This is a genomic window from Flavobacterium sp. N502536, from assembly GCF_025947345.1.
Taxonomy (GTDB): Bacteria; Bacteroidota; Bacteroidia; order Flavobacteriales; family Flavobacteriaceae; genus Flavobacterium.
The window spans coordinates 2,892,644-2,911,825 of the sequence record NZ_CP110011.1 but is presented as its reverse complement, the minus strand read 5'-3'; the positions used below and the strand labels follow the sequence as shown (position 1 = coordinate 2,911,825).

Here is a 19,182-nt window from a genome sequence, read left to right as displayed (position 1 = left end):
CTATAAAACTAAAAAGCTCCAAATTAAACATTTGGAGCTTTTTTTATAAGTCAAAAACAGAAGTTCGTTTTGCTCGGATCAAATCTTTCAACCGGATCCAAAAGGCAAGGGTTAAGTAAACACCAAAACCTAAACCGGCTGTAACAAACGAAATGTAAATAAAAAACAATCTTACACTGGTAACACGCATTCCCAGTTTATCTGCCAATCTGGAAGATACATGAAAACCATATTTTTCAAAAAAGAACTTTAGTTTTAAAATAGCGGACATGTTATTGATTTTAGATTGTAGATTTGTCTCTTTCTACAAAAGTACAAAATTATCACATTTTCTAATTATCTAATTGCCTCATTATTCTTAAGCAAATCAATTCCTAACGCACATCGCAAACAGGCTTTTTGATTGCAGTACTCTTTTTTAAGTTCTAAAAGGGCCTGAGTTTCAAAAGCATTTTTAGCCTTTACTCCAAAGAAATCAAATTTATCGATAATGGCATTGCGCTCCGGTGCGACCTGATTCATAAAAGCAATTAACTCTTCAGAAATTAATTCGTCTCTGGTACGTGCATAGGCAAACTGAAGCGGGATGATGGTATTTATGATGAGTAGATCTATAAATGCAGGAGATAGAGCCTTTGATTTCCCGACACTTTCTTTATCAAACCGGTAATGATTTCGCCAATACGGACTTGCCGAAACCAGAAACAATTGACGTACTTCTGCCACAGATTTTACAGCAATTACTTTTGAAAACAGGTTTTGCTCCCCGTATAAATTGGCCAATTGCGAGAGTCGAATAGTTGGGAAATTATCGGGACGATGCTTAAAAAATTGTATCGGATCGATATGACATTTCTTCACCTGATGTTTGTTCCGCAGATAGTCGTATCTGTTTTTTAAGTCGGTAAAATAGACATCTTCTTTCCCGGAATCTAATAAACCTGTGGTTCCAAAAAACAATGCTTCCAAATTTTCGACTTCAAAACTTTCTTTTCTGATCATTGAAAAAGGAAGTGATTTGGCCATTTGCAAAAAAGAATTCGCATTGGTGTTTAATCCAAAATTCTTTGCGAATAGGGAGAATAAAACGGCTTCCCAGTCCTGTTGATTTTCACTGAGCAAATCATAAATGAATTCGGACTTACGTTCTAAACGTTCAAAAAACAGTCGCTCCTGCCAGTTTTTAAAAACGAATGCGTCAATTCTAGCGATGTCTTTTTCACAAAAAATCCATGATTTTGGCGTTAACAGCGCATTGTAGTTTGAAAGTGTCTCCGCGGCCGTATACTCCTTTAAAACCAAAACCGGAATCTCGGTATTGTTTTTACCAAAAATTTCGGTGTCGTGCTCCCAAACCACATGCAAAATTACATTGTCATAAGCAGTGTCCTTTTCGTGACCATGCACATACCAATCTGAGGACTTTAGGTGTATTTCGATATTACCAGCCCATTTTTGATTGCCTATTATAATTTGTGCATTAAAAAAATCCGGCCCGGAAAGCCCGAGATAATCGCCTGTTTTAATAATAGTGAGCGGCTCATTTTGAGTAGTTCTTAAATTCAGGGTTTCAAACTTTCTGAATCTCCAGAGGTAATGAAGAAAATCTTCTTTCATGTTTAGGCTTATACGATGGTTTGCAAAGCTCTAAATTAATAAAAAATAATATTTATCTTACAAAAAATATTTTATTTTAACAGATACAATTTAGCACAGGCACGTGCATCTGATAATGCTTCATGATGATTTAACTGAATTTTCATCTCACGGCAACAGTCACTCAATTTAGTTGGTTTGAATCCTTTTGCTTTGTAAATTTTAACCGTACACTCCCATTTAGCTGCAATATTCAAATCCTCATAATTCAGACCATAAAGCGCCATTGATTTCATTAGTACGTTTCGGTCAAAACTTTCATTATGTGCCACGACCACTCTGTTTTTTAATCTTTTTTCGATTTCGGGATAAACCTGTACAAAAGACTTTGCAGCAACAGTATCTCGCGGATATATACCATGAACCTGAATGGTGAAGGGATTATACTGATTGTTTGGCGGCTTGATGAGTGTAACAAATTCGTCTACAATAATTCCATTTTCTACCGTTACAATCCCAACCGAACACGGATGGTAACTGGTTGCAGTTTCAAAGTCTATGGCGGTAAAGTTCATATGCTGTGCTATAGGAGTAAAAAAATCCATAAATCTAATTGTTTCCAACCAGATTTATGGATTTATAAATTTATTAAAAAATTGCTTTATTTTATTGATCCGATAATATCATATTTTGTAATGATATGATGATTTCCGTTTTCAAGGTCTACTAAAACAGCGTCATTTTCTTTGGTAAATAATTTAGATACCTCTTCAATTGGGGTTCCTAATTTTACAATTGGAAAAGGTTTCCCCATTACTTCTTTAATTGGTTTTTCGGCAACGTTTTTATCGGCAACATAACTTCTGAATAAGTCTGTTTCGTCAACAGAACCCACAAATCCGTTGATATCTACTACCGGAATTTGAGAAATTTTATATTTACGCATACGCTCGATTGCGTGAGAAACTAGTTCTTCGGTACGAACAACAATTAATTGTTTATCGATATGATCTTTTATAACATCCTCGGCTTTTGTTACATTTTCTTCCAGGAAGCCACGTTCGCGCATCCAGTCGTCATTAAACATTTTACCTACATAACGGCTTCCTGAATCGTGAAATAATACTACTACCACATCATCTGGCTTGAAATGTTCTTTTAGCTGTAACAGTCCTTTTATACAGGCTCCGGCAGAGTTTCCAACAAAAATAGCTTCTTCCAATGCAATTTTTCTGGTGTAAACAGCTGCATCTTTATCGGTTACTTTAGTGAATCCGTCAATTAAAGAGAAGTCAACATTTTTAGGCAAAATATCTTCTCCAATTCCTTCTGTGATGTACGAATAGATTTCGTTTTCGTCAAAAATTCCGGTTTCATGGTATTTTTTAAAAACAGAACCGTAGGTATCAATTCCCCAAATTTTAATGTTTGGATTTTTCTCTTTCAGGTATCTTCCAACTCCTGAGATCGTTCCACCTGTTCCTACTCCAACTACAAAATGAGTGATCTTTCCATCAGTCTGTTTCCAGATTTCCGGTCCGGTTTGCTCATAATGCGCCAATGAATTAGACATGTTATCGTATTGATTTACATACCAGGAATTTGGTGTTTCACTAGCCAGACGTTTTGAAACTGAGTAGTAAGAACGTGGATCAGTAGGCTCTACATCGGTAGGACAAACTACCACTTTAGCTCCTACTGCACGCAGGATATCCATTTTTTCTTTAGACTGTTTGTCTGATATTACACAAATCAGTTTGTAGCCTTTTATGATGGCTACAAGTGCCAATCCCATTCCTGTATTTCCTGAAGTACCTTCAATAATAGTTCCTCCTGGTTTTAATCGGCCATCTGCCTCTGCATCTTCAATCATTTTCACGGCCATTCTGTCTTTAACAGAATTCCCGGGATTAAAAGTTTCGACTTTTGCCAATACCAGCGCATCTATTTCAGCAACAATTTTGTTGAGTTTTACCAATGGTGTATTACCGATTGTTTCTAAAATGTTTTTTGAAAAGTCCATTTCTATTTGAATTTTAATATTTGGTTTTTAAAAATATGAGACGCCTAATTTTATTGGAAGAAGTTCCAAACCAAACCAAATCGGATCACAAAATCGCGATAAGGATTATTAGGTGCCGAATAATAATCGCCTTTTGAAAATAAAGCGTTTATGTGTTCTGCTTTTAAATAAAAGCGGGTTTGACGAATTCTGGCATTTACAAAAAGATCGAATAACGGGTAACCTCCTATCTTTTTGTTATGCTGAACAAAAAATTCTCCGATAACCGGATTATAGTCGTTTCCGTAATATTTTGTAAAATAATTAAATACTACTCCAGATTGCATGTACAATGCTTTCTTAAAAAAGTGTCCCGAATAATAGAATGTATTTCTGGTCACAAAATCGGGTACATTTAAAATCAGATCTGATTGTTGTACTTTTTGATACAAAAGTGTATTGTCTAATGCAAATCGGCCAAATTTAAACTCACGGCTTGCTTTAATTTCCAAGTAATTAATAGCGCTACCGTATTGAGCCGGCTTAATAATCTGAGTATGTGCCGCGGTCTGAATATCAGAAGATTTGTCTTCAAAATACAAATGATCGTTTAGAACGGTGTATTGCACTTCTGCGTTTACCCAGGGTGTGGCAACACTGGCACTAAGCGAATTAATTTTTTCGTTTTTAAAATTATTCGACCAGTTGTACTCGGTGTAGCTGCTTTGGTATAAATTGAAGTTGTTGTTTGGCAATTTATTGATGTTACGATATCTAAAATCGAACTGAATTTTATCATTCATATCGTATCTCAATTTCGCATCTAAATTAGAAAGGGACTGATTGGTAATCGATCTTGAATACAAGAAACGACCGTTCCATTTGTTCTTTTGATATTCGTATTGCCCTCCGAAATTATTAATCTGTAAAAATAAATTATCCGGAATGACTGTTTTGTCCTTATGGATTATAATTCTTCCGTATTCATAATTTGATCTGTAATCGTCTACGAAAAAATTAAATTTTCCTAAAAGAGAATTTTCGTAGGCAAGTCCAACCTTATTATATAGTCTTTCGTATTTTGTTTTATCGTTAATCCCACTAGTAACATACGAATCTCCAAATCGCTGCACCAGAGTGTTACCAACGTTTGAAGTTAATGTCGCCTGAGTGTACTCGAAAAGTTTATTTTCGTAGTTGAACTGGTGTGTTACATATAAATTATTGTTTCCGTTTTTCGGATTTACTCGGAACGCATGATCAAAAAACAAACGTCTGCCTTTCAAAAAAGATTTGGCATCTGTTAGGTATACCTGTAATCTTTGACGGTTTTTATAATCTTTATTATCGCTTTCAAAATCTGTGGAAGTTGTAATCCCTCCATTTTCTTCATTTGAAATGTCCTGATACGTATAGTGCGCATTTATGGCATACCTTTTATCTGTTGTGGCATAACTAGTTGTGAACCTGAAATTTCCTGCACTTACCAATTGGTTTATATAATCTCCTTCTGAACGTAAGCCTTTGTAAGCAATAGAAAAGTTAAGATTTTTTGAGGTGTTTAACGTAATAAAAGAGTCTACGTTCTGACCTTTATTGATGGTTGTGTTAAAAAACAATTCGGTAAAAGGAGTTGCCGCCGAATAATAACGAATCTGATCGGCTTCCATATAATTAAAATGTTTACCGCTAAAACCAATTTCCGGGTAAGGAGAAAAATTCGTTAAACTGTATTGCAGCGTATTAAAAGTTTGCCCGATGTTTGAGAAAGCCAAAAGCCCAAAATCGTCTTTTCTAAGATGATTTTGTTTGTAGGCACTTTTCAAGGTTAGCGAGGTATCTACATAGGTGGTATCGTGCTCCAATGTGATAATCTGATATTGATCTATGGTAGCAATCTTGGCTTTTTTCTTTTTTACCGTATCAGTTATACTTGAATATTTGGTGTTCATGTCTAAGTTATTTTTAGATGCAGTTTTTTCCTGAGAAAATACTATAGTTGGCACAACTAAAAGATATAGAAAAATGAATATTCTCATTTGGTGGTTTTATAGGTAATTATTACGACAAAATTTATCAGGCAAAGGTAAAAGATAAAAACGTATAAAAAAACAAATCATTGTTATCTGGATTCTTTTTCAAACCAAACTGTTGAAACAAAAACCCCCAATCAAAAAATTGATTGAGGGCTTTCAAAAAAAATCAAAATATTTATCTTAATTCCATCCTGGATTTTGTCCTAATCCCGGATTAGTATTCATTTCAATTTGTGGTATTGGCCACAAAAATCTAAAGTCAGATGCAGGTATAGCAGCAACTGGAGTTGTAATAACAAAACTATTACCCAAAACAAATGCAGCAGCAGGAGGCGAGACAGCACTAGCTACCTTAGCAGGAATTCCGTTAGTTGCAACAGATGCTATTGGATCTGCAGTCAATCTGTGAATGTCAGTCCATCTGCGACCTTCCTGTAAAAATTCAATTCTTCTTTCTTTTAGAATAGCCTCAACCATAGTAGGAACAGTAGGAAAAGAAGCAGCTGTATAAGCCTGCGCCACTGGATTTCCAGGAGTTGCCACTGGATTAGCTAAAGATCTGTTTCTTACAGAGTTTAACAAAGTTAAAGCTCCTGCTAAATTTGACAAACGAGCCTGAGCTTCAGCCATATTCAATACTACCTCTGCATATCTGATAATCGGTGCAGCATCTGTACGATTTGTAACATCTGTGTACTTATTAGTATATTTAATTCCTGCCGCAGTGTAAATAAACTTCCCATCTTCTCTTCGTTTATCATCTGCTCGCCACCACGCTGTATCTCTCCATAAAATAGGACTAATACAAACCAGTGCTCTGTCTCTTAACATACTAGCTAATGCAGCATTTACACCAGGATTAGATGTAGCAGCATGCTGAATAGAAAAAATAGACTCCGAGTTACTAGTATTAAGACCTGTAGTATTCTGAAACGGTGCGTAAGGATCAGCTGTCAATGCAAAAGCTCCTGTTAACTTGTTACCCTCAACAATTACATTTGCCCAATCTCTTTTTTGAAGATAAAGTCTGGTTTTGAAGGCAATTGCAGCCCATTTAGAAGCTTTACCAACAACTCTTGATGCAAATGAGTTTGAACTACCTGTAGTAATTAAAGTTTCTGCAGCGTTTAAATCAGTTAGAATTTTTGCATAACAATCAGCAACTGTATTTCTAGGTTTTACTGTTTCTGAGTCAATTTCAGCTTGTGTATTAACTCCAACTTCTCTGTAAGGAATACCTGCATGAGTTGCACCAGGAGTGTCAAAATAAGGTTTCGCAAAATAAGTTAGTAATTCTAAATGTGTAATTGCTCTTAAAAATTTACACTGACCGATATAATTATCTCCAGCCGCTTTGGTGATGACACCTTTGGCAACAGCCTCTGTTGTACCTTCAATCATCAAATTACATCTGTTGATTAATCTGTAACCATCAACCCAGTAATAAACATTGTTAGCACTAGTTGGATCATAGGTTGTACTGTATGTCAAATCATAAAATGTTGCCATATTAACAACATCTTCACCTCTTGTTTCTCCTTGCTCTACATACGCAGCTCCCCAAACATATCCTCTACCACCATTTGCAGTAGTAGCGTTATATTGACCAATAGCTGCCGCATTATAGACACCGTTCATATAACTCTCTATCAAAGTTGGTGTTGTAAAAGCATCCGGACTTAGAATATTATTTACTGGTTTTAAATCCAATATCTTGTCTTCTGTACATGAACTCATCCCGAGTACAGCTACAGAAAGTAAAATTGTTTTTATTATATTTTTCATAGTACTTATTATAAACTTACATTTAATCCAACTGAGATCACTTTTGAACGTGGTGTTCCATTAATATCTACTCCAGATGTTTCCATCTCAGGATTCAAACCTTTGTAATCTGAAATCAGCCAAATATTTTGCGCTTGAACAAATAGCCTGAAGTTATCTACCTTAATTTTATCTAGCAACATTTTAGGCAGTGTGTAACCAATACTAATATTATCAAGTGAAATAAAATCGCCTTTTTCAACAAAACGGGTACTTGCGCTTCCACTAAGATTTGTTGAAGTATTTGTTCCTGCATATAATCTTGGTGTCCATCCGTCTCCCGGATTGTCAACACTTTGCCATCTTCCTAAAATTTCTGTTCCGTTGTTGTTAAAGTTTTGGTTCATCAACTCTCTTCTAGTGGAATTAAAAATTTTATTCCCTCCACTAAATCTGAACATAAAACCAAAATCAAGATTTTTATACTTCATCGTAGAACTAACAGATCCGTAATAAGTTGGCAACGTATTCCCTAAAATAGTTCTATCAGAACTAGTCAATGATGCTGCTGCACCTGTCGCTGCCGGATTATTTGGATCAAAAACAGAATAGGTAACACCTGGCAAGTTTCCTTGTACTAAACTACCGTCTGCTTTGTAATACACCGGGTTACCGTTTGCTTTATTAACTCCCCAATATTTAAATCCATATAAAGAGTTAACTGATTCTCCTTGCTGAATAATGATATTTGGAGCAATGCTTGTATCTGTAGATGACCCCCCTATGATTGGCTGTCCTTGATACAATGCAGTAACTTTATTCTTAGCAAGCGTTAAATTAGAAGAGATATCCCATTTAAAGTTTGCATTATTAATTGCCTTAAATGTAGCAGCAAACTCATATCCCTGATTGTACATTTTACCAACATTTTGATTAACCGTATTATTAGGAATACCAATGGATGGAGGTTGTGGTGCCGCCAAAACTAAATTGTCGATGTTATTTTTAAAATAATCGAAGCTTAATGTCAAACGATTGTTAAGTAATCCTAAATCTACACCAAAATCAACTTTAGTTGAAGTTTCCCATTCTAATAAAGGATTCCCAAATTGCCAGTAACCAATACCATTAGAAGAACCATATGGAGAACCAATTGTAAGATCTTTTGAAGGATAAGAAGCTCCATCCAAAACCTCAACATTACCAACCTGAGAATAAGAACCTCTAAATTTCAAATCAGAAACTGTATTGCTAATTCCTTCCATGAAACTTTCTTTAGAAACGGTCCAACCTGCAGAAACTCCAGGGAAATTATGGTATCTAACATCTTTTTCAAACTGAGAAATTCCGTCACGTCTAAGGGATCCCTGAATAAAATATTTCTCTTTGTAGTTATAAGTAACACGCCCTAAATAAGACATAATACCTTTTTCGGTAACACCACCACCAGAATCTCTTGTGTTATAAGTATTACTTACTAAATTTTTATCAAAGAAATCACTTATAATATCACTTCCTGACCCCCAAAAAATCTTAGTTTTAGATTTTTGATATTCAGCAACACCTGTTACTCCAAGATTATGATCTTCAGCAAAAGTGTGCTTGTAGTTCAAAATATTCTGCCAGTTCCATCTCATAAGATTCGTATTGTCCTGATATACACTACCATTTGATGAACGTCCGTCTCCGTGCACAGGATTCCAGTATCGGTAACCATCTGTTGATGCATTATCCGCACTTACCTGCAATTTATAGCTTAAATCAGAAGTAATCTTTGCATTTGCAAAAACACTTGCAATTATTCTCGTTGTTGTTGATTCATATTTATTATGATCCAATGCATAAATAATATTGGTAATATTATCTCCTACCGGAGCTAAATTATCCCACTGCCCAACGGTTGCATTATTTGACGAAAGATTGTATCCTGTTGGATCAAGAGCATCGTAAATAGGCGTATTTGGCAACTGTCTGATCGTATTAAAAAAGTTACCTGATAAACTGCTTGCAGCACTATTCAAACCTTTATACTCCGTTCTGTTTACATTAAAATTTGTACCAAAACTAAACCATCTGTTGACATCCTGATCAATATTAGCTCTAATCGAATACTTTTTCATACTATTAGATAAATTGATACCATCTAAATCAGTAAGTCCTAAAGATAAATAGTACTTTGTTTTATCAGAACCTCCACTGAAATTAAGATTATGCGTCATTTGAGGCGCATTTCTTAACACAGCACCTTGCCAATCTGTATTGTAAGTATCTCCAACAGCCCAAGGAGCTTGTCCTCTGTTGGTTCTTTTTTCATTAGAAATAACCAGAAAATCAGGAGTCCCTAACAAATCATATTTTTTAGCAGCACTTGCAACACCAAAAACACTTGAATAAGAAACTTTAAGAGTACCTTTCTTTCCACTCTTAGTAGTGATCAAAACAACTCCATTTGCTGCTCTGGAACCGTAGATAGCAGTTGCAGCACCATCTTTTAAAATATCAAAAGATTCTATATCATCCGGATTGATATCTGCTAAACCATTTGTAGAAGAAACCCCTCCGATATCACCAGAATAAATTGGAATACCATCAACAACAATTAATGGCTCTGTACTACCAGAAATAGATCCGATACCTCTAATTCTGATTTTTGGCGCAGCACCAATAAGCCCGGTATTGTTTAATACCTGAACTCCCGTCGCTCTACCTGCCAAAAGTCCTTCAACACTCGGAGTTACAAGATTAGAAATGTCGCTTCCTGCAATTTTTGAGATCGAACCGGTTACTTCCTTTCTCTTTTGAACACCGTAACCTACAACTACAACCTCATTCATTAATTGAGCCTCTGACTCTAATACAACATTTACTGAATTTGAAGAACCAACAGTTGCTTGTTTATTATTCATACCTACATATGAAAAAACTAACACATCACCTGTCTTTGCCTTGATAGAATAACTACCGTCAAAATCAGTTTGAGTACTTACTTTTGATCCTTTCACAAGAACATTTACTCCCGGAATAACCCCTGTTTTATCAGAGACCTTTCCAGTCACAGTTCTCTCCTGAGCAAAAGAAAACTGCATAGATAACGCCACAACCAGCGTAAAAATCCATTTAAATTTTAATTTCATTTTAATTTATTTTGAATTAGTATGGCGCAAACATCTTAATTATTTCTTAAAACTCCAAAAGTTTTTAACTTAATTTTAATCTAAATTCCTAAACATCTATTAACATCCGTCACAATTTGTTTAGATTTCATACTTTTTAATAGCAATATTCCTTAATTTTTATTAAAAATATAGATTTATGTAAATTTGACACTTAACAGGCTTTTAACAATTAAGCCCGCAAATAAACAAAGCTGTTAAAAAACGGTATCTGCTTTTGCGAACATCGTTTTTATTGCCTTTTTTTTTATCTTTTCCATAAATTCAGCCTATTTTTAAAAAAAGATTTTAAATGCTATTCACAAAAAATTGTAATATTTTTGATCTTACTATAAAAAAATACAAAATGCTTCAAAAAAATTTTTCAAAATACCTTTTAGAAACCGGAACTGACGAAGCAGGTCGGGGATGTTTGGCAGGTCCTGTAACTGCAGCAGCCGTAATTTTACCAGCTGATTTTGAAAACCAGATTCTAAACGACAGTAAACAATTGTCTGAAAAAACAAGATCCCTGTTAAAACCTGTTATAGAAGAACAAGCCGTTTGTTTTGCCGTTACCCATTTACTTCCTGACGAAATCGACGAAATAAACATCCTAAATGCTTCGATGAAAGGAATGCAGGAATGTGTTTTGAAGTTAAATCCTACACCTGAATTTATTATTGTTGATGGAAACCGTTCGCTGAATGCAAAACTGGGGCTTAAGAATACCGTTGGGAAACAATTTACCACAGCTGAAATCGAATTGCTAAAATCGATCCCTAATCAAAGTATCATAAAAGGAGATGCGAAATTTTTAAGTATTGCTGCGGCTTCTGTTCTTGCGAAAACCTATCGTGATGAATACATGGATCTCATTCATGAAGAATTTCCAATGTACAACTGGAAAAAAAATAAAGGTTATCCAACAAAAGAACACCGCGAGGCTATTAAAAAGTATGGCACGACAAAGTACCACCGTATGTCCTTCAGATTACTGCCTACTCAATTGGAATTGTTTTAAAGGAACGGCATCCTAATTTTAGCCAGACACCAACAAATTACTGCTCAACACGTCAAAACACAAAGATAAAACCAATACTAACGATCACTTTTTCAAAATAGTAACTCAAAAAAAACGGATTAAATTGGGTCATTTTTTTTTGTTAAAATCTCTTCGCTTTGTTATCTTTGATTTCCAACACAAAACTAACCACATGAAAATCAAATTTTTAACATTATCTCTAATTGCGTGTCTCACCCTGGCATGCAATTCTAACAAAAAGCAGAATGATGTGACAGATAACACTGATTCGCTTGTATCGACCCCAACTACTCAAACCCCTTCGGAAGCAGGAGCAGTAAATAAATTCGACAGTAATGCTATCCCGGTTTCAGACAAACCTCTTGGTGCTTTCCCTTACTTTAACCTGCCTGAAAATTACGAAGGCACTCCAAAGAATAACACAGCAGATTACGACGTTGCTTATTTTTGGGTAAAAGACCATTTTGAAAAACCGGAAGGAAAAATGTTCTACGCCAGAATTACTGCAAAAGAAGGAAAATCATACAGTGATCTTGAAGTAGCAAAAAATCTAGACGAGTTAATTAAAAGTGTTGATGGGGTAAAAGTATCTGAAATGAAAGTTCCCGCTGATTCCTCGCATACCATTCCGGATAACAACCGTGTTAAATACATGAACGGCTATGGTTTTATAGCCAATGCAATTACCACGACCTATCTTATTCGACGTGCGGACAGAAATATTTGGGTACAGCTTACTCCTGGTGACGATGCTGTATCGGCCGGATGGATGATACTGGAAACAAAACCTTTTAAAATGACGGCCTCGCTTACCAAAGCAGATGAAATGAAGAAAGAACTTGATTCTAAAGGACACATTGCGCTGTACATTAATTTCGACACCAATAAAGCTACTATAAAAACAGAATCTTCTCCTATAATTGATGAAATTCAGAAATTATTAACTGCGAATACCGGTCTTAAAATTGCGATTGAAGGTCATACCGATAATACCGGGGTTGCTGCACAAAACAAAAAACTTTCGGAAGAAAGAGCAAATGCTGTAAAAACGGCTTTAATCGCTAAGGGAATAAATGTATCCAGATTGCAAACAAAAGGTTGGGGTTCTGATAAACCTATTGCCGATAATACCAGTGAAGAGAACAAAGCAAAAAATCGCAGGGTAGAAATTGTAAAACTGTAATACCCCCTAAAAGTTTTAATTTGCGATATCTAATACAAAATCATCCAACTGATTTAGATCAGAAGCAGATGGTTTAAAAACAACAAATGAAAACGGAAGATTCCTATATTGTTTTCATTTGTTGTTTTCTTTTTATGTAAAAACTAAAATTGAAATTTATATCCAAAATCAGGTGAAAAACCAATTTGATCTTTTTGGTTTACACTATTGGTTAGTCGGTTGTATTCCTTCGTAAAAATATTGGTATGGTTGGTCACGTTTTGAAGGTCGATGTAAAACTGATGAAATCTTTTCTTGGTTTTGCTGTTGAATTTAATTCCGAATTTAACATCCAGCCTTAAATAAGGATTATACTGTTTGCTAAAGGCATTTGCATCATCTCTAATTTCATAGCCCGCATTGTTGGAAGCAACCAGATCGACGGGTGTGTAATAACGTCCTCCGGCGGTTGTGAATTTGGTATCAATCGAAAAAACATTTTTCTTTGCCTTCCCTATTCTAAATTCTTTTCCGCCCAACAGGTTAACAATATATCCGTTATTAAAAGGTGAGTTTCGCTCGATACCATCACTTCCTTTATATTTACTTTCAAAAAGCGAAGTGGTAAACAAAGCATAATAACCTTCACTAAAGAATTTCTCGAGGGTAAATTCAATCCCTTGATTGTATCCGCTTCCCTTACTTACCAGAGACGTTTTATCAATGGAATAACCAAAATCGGCTCCTTCTGTTAAGGTCGAATAACTGCTTGGAAAAGACTGTACTCCTGCCTTGCTGATATCCTGATAATAAAGCTCTACTTTTCCCCTCCATTTTCTGGCCAGCCTTACATCATAGCCCAAAACATAATGCTGACTTTGAACCAAATCCAGATTCTTGTTAGTCTGAACCTGACTACCGTTTACAAATTCATTCAGAAATAATATCGGAACCGCAACGCTTTGATGGTGCAAACCGTAACCAAAACTAATGGTGTTTCTCTGATTTACGGCATAAGCCAGAGCCGCTCTGGGTTCAAAAGCAAATTCTTTATTTATAGAGAAGTACTGCCCGTGTATCCCCGCATTAAAAGTTAGTTTTTCGGTCAGACGAAATTGCCCCTGAGCAAAGGGCTGAATAACATTATAATTTCCGTTGTTGTTTATTAGCTGTACAAAGTCAGGATAACCGTCGCCATCATTGTCCTGCTGTCGGTCACGCGTAGCCATTTTAGCATCTAGGGTATAATTCTCAAATAGCAAACCCGCTCTGAAAGTTGTCTTTTTATTGATTTTAGAATTGAATAAAGTCGAGAACGTAACTCTATTTTCATTGTTATTGATAGCTGTAAAAGGCAAACGATTTTCTGCCGCTGTATTGAAGTCATAATAACGGAAATTCTCGTAGGAGTTATTTGAATTTGAAAAACCGACAATGGTTTTCAAATACGATTTTGTCCCAATGTCCAGATTGTGTTTCAAACCAAACGAAGCAAATCCCGATTTTACATAGGAATCTTCATCCTGAGCTGCAAAAGGATCTTCCTTGTCTATTTTATCTCCCAGAAAATCAATATCCGACGTTCCGTAGATTCCAAAAAGAGAGAAATTACCCGCTTTGCTTTTTCCCAAATCAACATTAAAACTGATGTCTCTATAATTGGGCTGAGCATCTGTTCCCGCTATTCCCAGAACCCCAACAAAGCCATATCTTGCAGCCGCTACAAACGAACCTCCTTTTTTACCAAGCGGACCTTCTGCCATAAATTCGACTCCGGGATAAGCACCGGCACTCAGCATGTATTCGTAATCATCGGGATTTCCTTTACGGAAGCTCAGATCAAAAACACCTCCAATTGCATTTCCATACTCCGCCGGAAAGGCTGACGTTAAAAAATCAGAATTGGCCAAAAGATTTGGATTCAGTGCCGAAATGGGCCCTCCCGTAGTTCCCAAAGTTGAGAAGTGATTTGGACTTGGAACCGGCATTCCTTCAATTCTCCACAACATTCCCGATGGCGAATTCCCACGAACCACAATATCATTTCGGCTGTCATCTCCGGTAGAAACTCCGGCAAAATTAGAAACCAAACGTGCCACATCGCTTCTTCCTCCTGCATAGCGATTGACTTCTTCTGTAGTAAACTGCTTGGTCGACACTAGCGCCATTTTGTTAATCGGTTTGGCTTTATTTGAGCCTGATGACACTATAATTTCGTCAAGGGTATTGAATTTTTCAATCATCGAAACCGTTAATAAATTATCTTTCCCTGTGGTGATATCAAGATCCGAAACGGAAGTGTTTTCATAACCTTGAAAGCTGAAACTCAAACTCTGTCGCCCCAAAGGGACATTCGCCAGTTTAAAATTACCATCCGCATCTGAAGTGGCATTTTTCTTCTCGTCGCCTATCAGGAAAATGACAACTCCAATAAGTGGTTTTTCGGATTGCTTATCGATAATTTTTCCTTTTACAGTTCCCGTCTGAGCATAGCTCAATACCCCTAAAAGGCTTATAATAATCAAGAATATTCTTTTCATTTTTATTTTGCTTTACAGTTATAAAAGCAAAAGTAAAGAGCTGAATTTTCTTAAAAATTGACTTGAGTTAAGATTTACTGTTCAAAGTAATTCTGGTTCTGATCCGACTTAAACTTTCGGGCTGAATTCCCAGATAACTGGCGATGTGTTTTAACGAAACTCTCTCAACTACTTTCGGGCAGTATTTTACAAACCGCAAATAACGTTCTTCATGCGACAATAAAGACATTGCCATATTTCTGCCTGTTAATCCTTTGATGGTTCTTTCCATCATAATGCGCAGGAAAGAGTTAAATACCGGATATTCGGAAACCAGTTTTTCAAAATCATGTTTGTAGGCCAAATACAGCACGCAATCTTCCAAAGCTTCGATATTCAGCAATGAAGGTTTGTTGTATAAAAAACTCTCAAAATCAGAGTACCAGTCATTTTCAAAAAAGAAGTTTCCGGTAGATTCAACCCCATCAAGCGAGTAATAATACCGAATGCAGCCCTCAGCAATAAAAACTCCAAAATTACAAACATCGCCTTCCACTAAAAGATGTTCGTTTTTTTTGACTTTCTTTAGTTTAAGTATGTTCTTAAAGGCCATACTTTCCGTTTCATTAAATTCCATAAAGCGGGACAGGTCTGTAATTACATTTTGCATGGTATCAGGGTTTTTAGAAAGAAATGGTTTAATAGATAACTAAAACTATTCAAAAAAATTGCCTTAAACAGCTCTAATGTAGAAATATAGCAAATTAGCCACATACCACCTTTTCCTGAAACATTTCTTTAAGCTGGTTGGTCCATTCTGAAATATTTTCGTCAGAAGCTCGGTCGGCTTTATCAAAATAAAAATGTTTTTGAACTTCCAATCCGCAGTAACTGAAAATTCCGAAGTCTGAGGTTAAGGCCAAAGCTTTATCCATTCCGATGGACTCGTATTCTGCATTTGATTTCCCGTGCGAATTGATTATGATGGTTTGTTTTCCGGTCAACAGCCCTTTTTGAATCCCCTGATCATAGCGATAGGCAAATCCATAACTAAAAACCCGATCGATATACCCTTTCATGATCGCCGGCATTCCGGTCCACCAAATTGGGTAAATAAAAACAATACGATCGGCCCAGCTGATAAAATCCTGTTCTGTTTTTACCTCGTCGGCGATTTCTCCCATTCTTTGCCCACTCATATCCTCCAGGGATAAAACCGGATTAAAATGGATGGCGTTTAAATCGCGTACGATAACTTCTTGCCCTGATTTCTCAAGGTTTTCTACAACAATTTGTTTGAAGTAATGGTTTAAACTAGCTGAATTGGGATGTGCGTAAACAATTAAATTTTTCATGTTTTCTGTTTTTTAAGATTGAACATGACAAATGTAAAACTGCTGATCCGATCACAATTGTAAGAAAACGAAAAGGGGCTATTCTGTCTTTGAGTTACAGATATCGTTTTGAAATTTCAGGAATTTGGTTGGAGAGATGTTCATATAATGTTTAAAATCATGTATCAACTGACTCTGATCATAATAACCACATTGTTCGACAATGGCAAGCCAATCTGTTTTAGCGTTTTGTAAAATATCTTTTTGAATTGCCTCTACAGCTTTTAAAAAACGTTCGTAACGGCTAATTTCTTTGATGGTATAACCAAAAAACTTCTTTTGATTGAGTTGAATGTTTCGTTCTGATTGATTTGTTTTAGAGGCAATCGCTTTTATCGGATTGATGTTTTTTGTCCTGAAATCGCTTAAAAGAGAGGTAATGGAGTGCTGTTCTCGTAAATAAGGCCGGCAAAACTCTAAAATATGATCCACCCGCTCTTTTGGATCAGCGAATTCTTTTAGTTCCTCCCATAAAGCGGTAAAGCAATTTTCGGCCATCAAAGTATCCGGGTGAACAGGCAAAGAATGGGTTAAAAGCGCGTTTCCAAAGAACCGATAGAAAGCATCTTCTTTGAAGTTGGCCACCAGAATCTCCGAATCAGGATTTAAGGTGTAATCAAAAGCTTGTTTTATTGGACCCAAAACGACACATCGTTCTGCTTCCAGAATCGTATTTTGCTGCGATTTTAAAGAAGCTCCTTTTCCAAAAACAAAGACTAAGATCGTCTGAAAACTGGGTAATAATGTTTTGGTTACCGGAATATCGGTTTTATTCTCTGCAAAGTAAAAATGCGAGAAAACAGTATCAAATGCTGAAGGAACAGCAATTTTATAATTGTTATTTTCTTCAGCATCTGCCATACTTTTTTATATTTCGAGAGCCTGTTTAAACAAACTCTGCTTCAAACAAACGGGTTAAATGTTTTATGATTTTTGCTTTTACTTCTGCTTCGTCTACTTTTTCAACACCAAGCTCTACCTGTAATGAAGTCACTCCTTTCCCACGGATTCCACACGGAATAATGTTATCAAAGTACCCCAAATCAACATTGACATTTAAAGCAAATCCGTGCATGGTTACCCAGCGTGAGGCGCGAACACCAAGCGCACAAATTTTTCTGGCAAAGGGAGTTCCGACATCTAGCCAGACTCCGGTTTCTCCATCGCTTCGTCCGCATTTTAAACCATATTCTTCTAAAGTGAGGATAATCGATTCTTCGAGAAAACGCAAATACTTATGAATATCGGTAAAGAAATTTTCCAGATCCAAAATGGGATACCCCACAATCTGTCCTGGTCCGTGATAGGTAATATCGCCACCACGATTGATTTTATAAAAGGTGGCTCCTTTGGCCTCCAATTGTTTTTCGTTTAAGAGTAAGTTCTCAAAATCACCGCTTTTTCCCAGTGTATAAACATGCGGATGTTCTACAAACAACAAGTAGTTGGGTGTTTCTAAATCAAGCTCTTCTCTTCGGTTTCTGATTTTTAGGTCGACTATGTCTTTAAAAAGTTCTTCCTGATATTCCCAGGTCGATTTATAGTCTTTACTTCCTAAATCCTGAAGTTGAATTTTTTTATTCATTGTAATTATTTTTCAAACTCAACATCAAAGTTAAGCTTGTCAGGATTCTCCATATAATCCGTAAAAGGGTATTGAATTGTAATTGTTTTTCGGTCTTCACTAAACAAAGCCGTCGGATTTGAGACTTTTTTAATGCGTTTTGGGAAGTGGTATTTTATCACATAAGTAGAGGATGAAAAAACCATTTTTGACATTTCGGCGGTTGAATCCTGTACTTTTGCGGCCAGTTTTTGTTTGTCGACTATCGCTTTACGGCTAAATTTCTTTCCATCATAATTGTAGTTTACTTTACTGCTGTTATCTCCGAAACCTCCTGAAAAAGGTGTTGAAGCATCTGCTCCTCCTGTCAGTTTTTGAAGGGTGTTGATGGATTGTAATATGTCGTGTAATTCGTTTACATTTTTAAAATTTTCTGAAAAGTCCATCAGAAATTCTTTTTTCTCCTCGTTCGTTTTAATATTAACCACAAGGTCTTCCAGTTTTTTAATCTCACTTTGAGCTTCAGGAGATAATTTTGAAATGCTTTCGCTTTTATCCGCCAACAGTTGTTTGAAGGTAAAAGTAGAATCTACATTTTTTTTGGCATCAGCTCCCAATTGATCTCCTATCTGGTTCCCTGCCATTGCCATTAAAGAAGAACCGTCCATGTTTAAAGAGAACTTTCCGGTTCCGTTATCATTCACGTAAATGCTCTCGGTAAAGGTGCAACTTGTCAGTGTTGCTACTAAAAAAGAAAAGCTAAGTAGTTTGTATAATCTCATCGTGGTTAATTTTTTCTCAAAGATACGAAGTTTGGCGGATTGTTTAATTGGGGATTTGTTTAATCGTTTTTGTTAGGTTCTGAGGTTCTAAGATTCTAAGGATCTTAGAAAATCATCGAAGATGATTTTCAGCAAAAAGACACAAGTGGATAGCGGGACAAAACCA

The 19,182-nt window shown here is 36.1% G+C and carries 15 protein-coding genes; 2 read left to right on the top strand and 13 right to left on the bottom strand.

Annotated features, from left to right (window positions below):
• Window positions 1-43 precede the first annotated feature (43 nt).
• The 7 genes from OLM61_RS12510 to OLM61_RS12480 all read right to left on the bottom strand — a co-directional run bounded on the left by OLM61_RS12510 (window position 44) and on the right by OLM61_RS12480 (window position 10,532).
• The gene (locus tag OLM61_RS12510; RefSeq protein ID WP_007810860.1) at window positions 44-271 is read right to left on the bottom strand and encodes a PspC family transcriptional regulator; all 228 of its coding nucleotides are present in this window, start codon (window positions 269-271) and stop codon (window positions 44-46) included.
• Window positions 272-336: 65 nt separating this feature from the next.
• On the bottom strand, window positions 337-1,617 hold the full coding sequence (locus OLM61_RS12505; RefSeq protein ID WP_264523003.1) for a DUF2851 family protein: 1,281 nt from the start codon (window positions 1,615-1,617) through the stop codon (window positions 337-339).
• 71 nt (window positions 1,618-1,688) lie between these two features.
• On the bottom strand, window positions 1,689-2,171 hold the full coding sequence (locus OLM61_RS12500) for a 3'-5' exonuclease (protein ID WP_264526381.1): 483 nt from the start codon (window positions 2,169-2,171) through the stop codon (window positions 1,689-1,691).
• A gap of 86 nt (window positions 2,172-2,257) precedes the next feature.
• Window positions 2,258-3,619 carry a pyridoxal-phosphate dependent enzyme gene (locus tag OLM61_RS12495; protein ID WP_099711140.1) on the bottom strand — a complete coding sequence of 454 codons (1,362 nt, stop codon included), beginning with the start codon at window positions 3,617-3,619 and terminating at the stop codon, window positions 2,258-2,260.
• Window positions 3,620-3,669: 50 nt separating this feature from the next.
• Window positions 3,670-5,637 carry a putative porin gene (locus OLM61_RS12490; protein ID WP_264523002.1) on the bottom strand — a complete coding sequence of 656 codons (1,968 nt, stop codon included), beginning with the start codon at window positions 5,635-5,637 and terminating at the stop codon, window positions 3,670-3,672.
• A 177-nt stretch (window positions 5,638-5,814) separates the two neighbouring features.
• Window positions 5,815-7,419, bottom strand: a complete 1,605-nt coding sequence (locus OLM61_RS12485; RefSeq protein ID WP_264523001.1) for a RagB/SusD family nutrient uptake outer membrane protein — start codon at window positions 7,417-7,419, stop codon at window positions 5,815-5,817.
• 8 nt (window positions 7,420-7,427) lie between these two features.
• Window positions 7,428-10,532: a SusC/RagA family TonB-linked outer membrane protein gene (locus tag OLM61_RS12480; RefSeq protein ID WP_264523000.1), complete on the bottom strand. Its 3,105-nt coding sequence runs from the start codon at window positions 10,530-10,532 to the stop codon at window positions 7,428-7,430.
• 385 nt (window positions 10,533-10,917) lie between these two features.
• Between OLM61_RS12480 and OLM61_RS12475 the strand changes: the two genes are divergently transcribed.
• Window positions 10,918-11,574, top strand: coding sequence for a ribonuclease HII (locus OLM61_RS12475; protein WP_264522999.1), 657 nt, complete (start codon window positions 10,918-10,920; stop codon window positions 11,572-11,574).
• 271 nt (window positions 11,575-11,845) lie between these two features.
• Entirely contained in the window at window positions 11,846-12,778 is a 933-nt protein-coding gene (locus tag OLM61_RS12470; protein ID WP_264522998.1) for an OmpA family protein, read from the top strand.
• 143 nt (window positions 12,779-12,921) lie between these two features.
• Here the strand turns inward: OLM61_RS12470 and OLM61_RS12465 are convergent, their stop codons facing one another.
• From OLM61_RS12465 to OLM61_RS12440, 6 genes are all read right to left on the bottom strand, one after another.
• Window positions 12,922-15,297 carry a TonB-dependent receptor gene (locus OLM61_RS12465; RefSeq protein ID WP_264522997.1) on the bottom strand — a complete coding sequence of 792 codons (2,376 nt, stop codon included), beginning with the start codon at window positions 15,295-15,297 and terminating at the stop codon, window positions 12,922-12,924.
• A gap of 67 nt (window positions 15,298-15,364) precedes the next feature.
• Complete coding sequence (locus OLM61_RS12460) at window positions 15,365-15,946, bottom strand: Crp/Fnr family transcriptional regulator (RefSeq protein ID WP_173964688.1); 582 nt, start codon at window positions 15,944-15,946, stop codon at window positions 15,365-15,367.
• 94 nt (window positions 15,947-16,040) lie between these two features.
• Entirely contained in the window at window positions 16,041-16,631 is a 591-nt protein-coding gene (locus tag OLM61_RS12455; protein ID WP_264522996.1) for an NAD(P)H-dependent oxidoreductase, read from the bottom strand.
• Between the two features lie 78 nt (window positions 16,632-16,709).
• On the bottom strand, window positions 16,710-17,531 hold the full coding sequence (locus tag OLM61_RS12450) for a helix-turn-helix domain-containing protein (protein WP_264522995.1): 822 nt from the start codon (window positions 17,529-17,531) through the stop codon (window positions 16,710-16,712).
• 25 nt (window positions 17,532-17,556) lie between these two features.
• Window positions 17,557-18,255, bottom strand: a complete 699-nt coding sequence (gene lipB, locus OLM61_RS12445) for a lipoyl(octanoyl) transferase LipB (protein ID WP_264522994.1) — start codon at window positions 18,253-18,255, stop codon at window positions 17,557-17,559.
• A gap of 5 nt (window positions 18,256-18,260) precedes the next feature.
• Complete coding sequence (locus OLM61_RS12440) at window positions 18,261-19,016, bottom strand: hypothetical protein (RefSeq protein WP_264522993.1); 756 nt, start codon at window positions 19,014-19,016, stop codon at window positions 18,261-18,263.
• Between the last annotated feature and the right edge of the window lie 166 nt (window positions 19,017-19,182).

Coding starts and splice junctions, on each gene's coding strand:
- OLM61_RS12510 (WP_007810860.1), bottom strand. CDS start 271: ATGTCCGCTATTTTAAAACTAAAGTTCTTTTTTGAAAAATATGGTTTT.
- OLM61_RS12505 (WP_264523003.1), bottom strand. CDS start 1,617: ATGAAAGAAGATTTTCTTCATTACCTCTGGAGATTCAGAAAGTTTGAA.
- OLM61_RS12500 (WP_264526381.1), bottom strand. CDS start 2,171: ATGAACTTTACCGCCATAGACTTTGAAACTGCAACCAGTTACCATCCG.
- OLM61_RS12495 (WP_099711140.1), bottom strand. CDS start 3,619: ATGGACTTTTCAAAAAACATTTTAGAAACAATCGGTAATACACCATTG.
- OLM61_RS12490 (WP_264523002.1), bottom strand. CDS start 5,637: ATGAGAATATTCATTTTTCTATATCTTTTAGTTGTGCCAACTATAGTA.
- OLM61_RS12485 (WP_264523001.1), bottom strand. CDS start 7,419: ATGAAAAATATAATAAAAACAATTTTACTTTCTGTAGCTGTACTCGGG.
- OLM61_RS12480 (WP_264523000.1), bottom strand. CDS start 10,532: ATGAAATTAAAATTTAAATGGATTTTTACGCTGGTTGTGGCGTTATCT.
- OLM61_RS12475 (WP_264522999.1), top strand. CDS start 10,918: ATGCTTCAAAAAAATTTTTCAAAATACCTTTTAGAAACCGGAACTGAC.
- OLM61_RS12465 (WP_264522997.1), bottom strand. CDS start 15,297: ATGAAAAGAATATTCTTGATTATTATAAGCCTTTTAGGGGTATTGAGC.
- OLM61_RS12460 (WP_173964688.1), bottom strand. CDS start 15,946: ATGCAAAATGTAATTACAGACCTGTCCCGCTTTATGGAATTTAATGAA.
- OLM61_RS12455 (WP_264522996.1), bottom strand. CDS start 16,631: ATGAAAAATTTAATTGTTTACGCACATCCCAATTCAGCTAGTTTAAAC.
- OLM61_RS12450 (WP_264522995.1), bottom strand. CDS start 17,531: ATGGCAGATGCTGAAGAAAATAACAATTATAAAATTGCTGTTCCTTCA.
- lipB (WP_264522994.1), bottom strand. CDS start 18,255: ATGAATAAAAAAATTCAACTTCAGGATTTAGGAAGTAAAGACTATAAA.
- OLM61_RS12440 (WP_264522993.1), bottom strand. CDS start 19,016: ATGAGATTATACAAACTACTTAGCTTTTCTTTTTTAGTAGCAACACTG.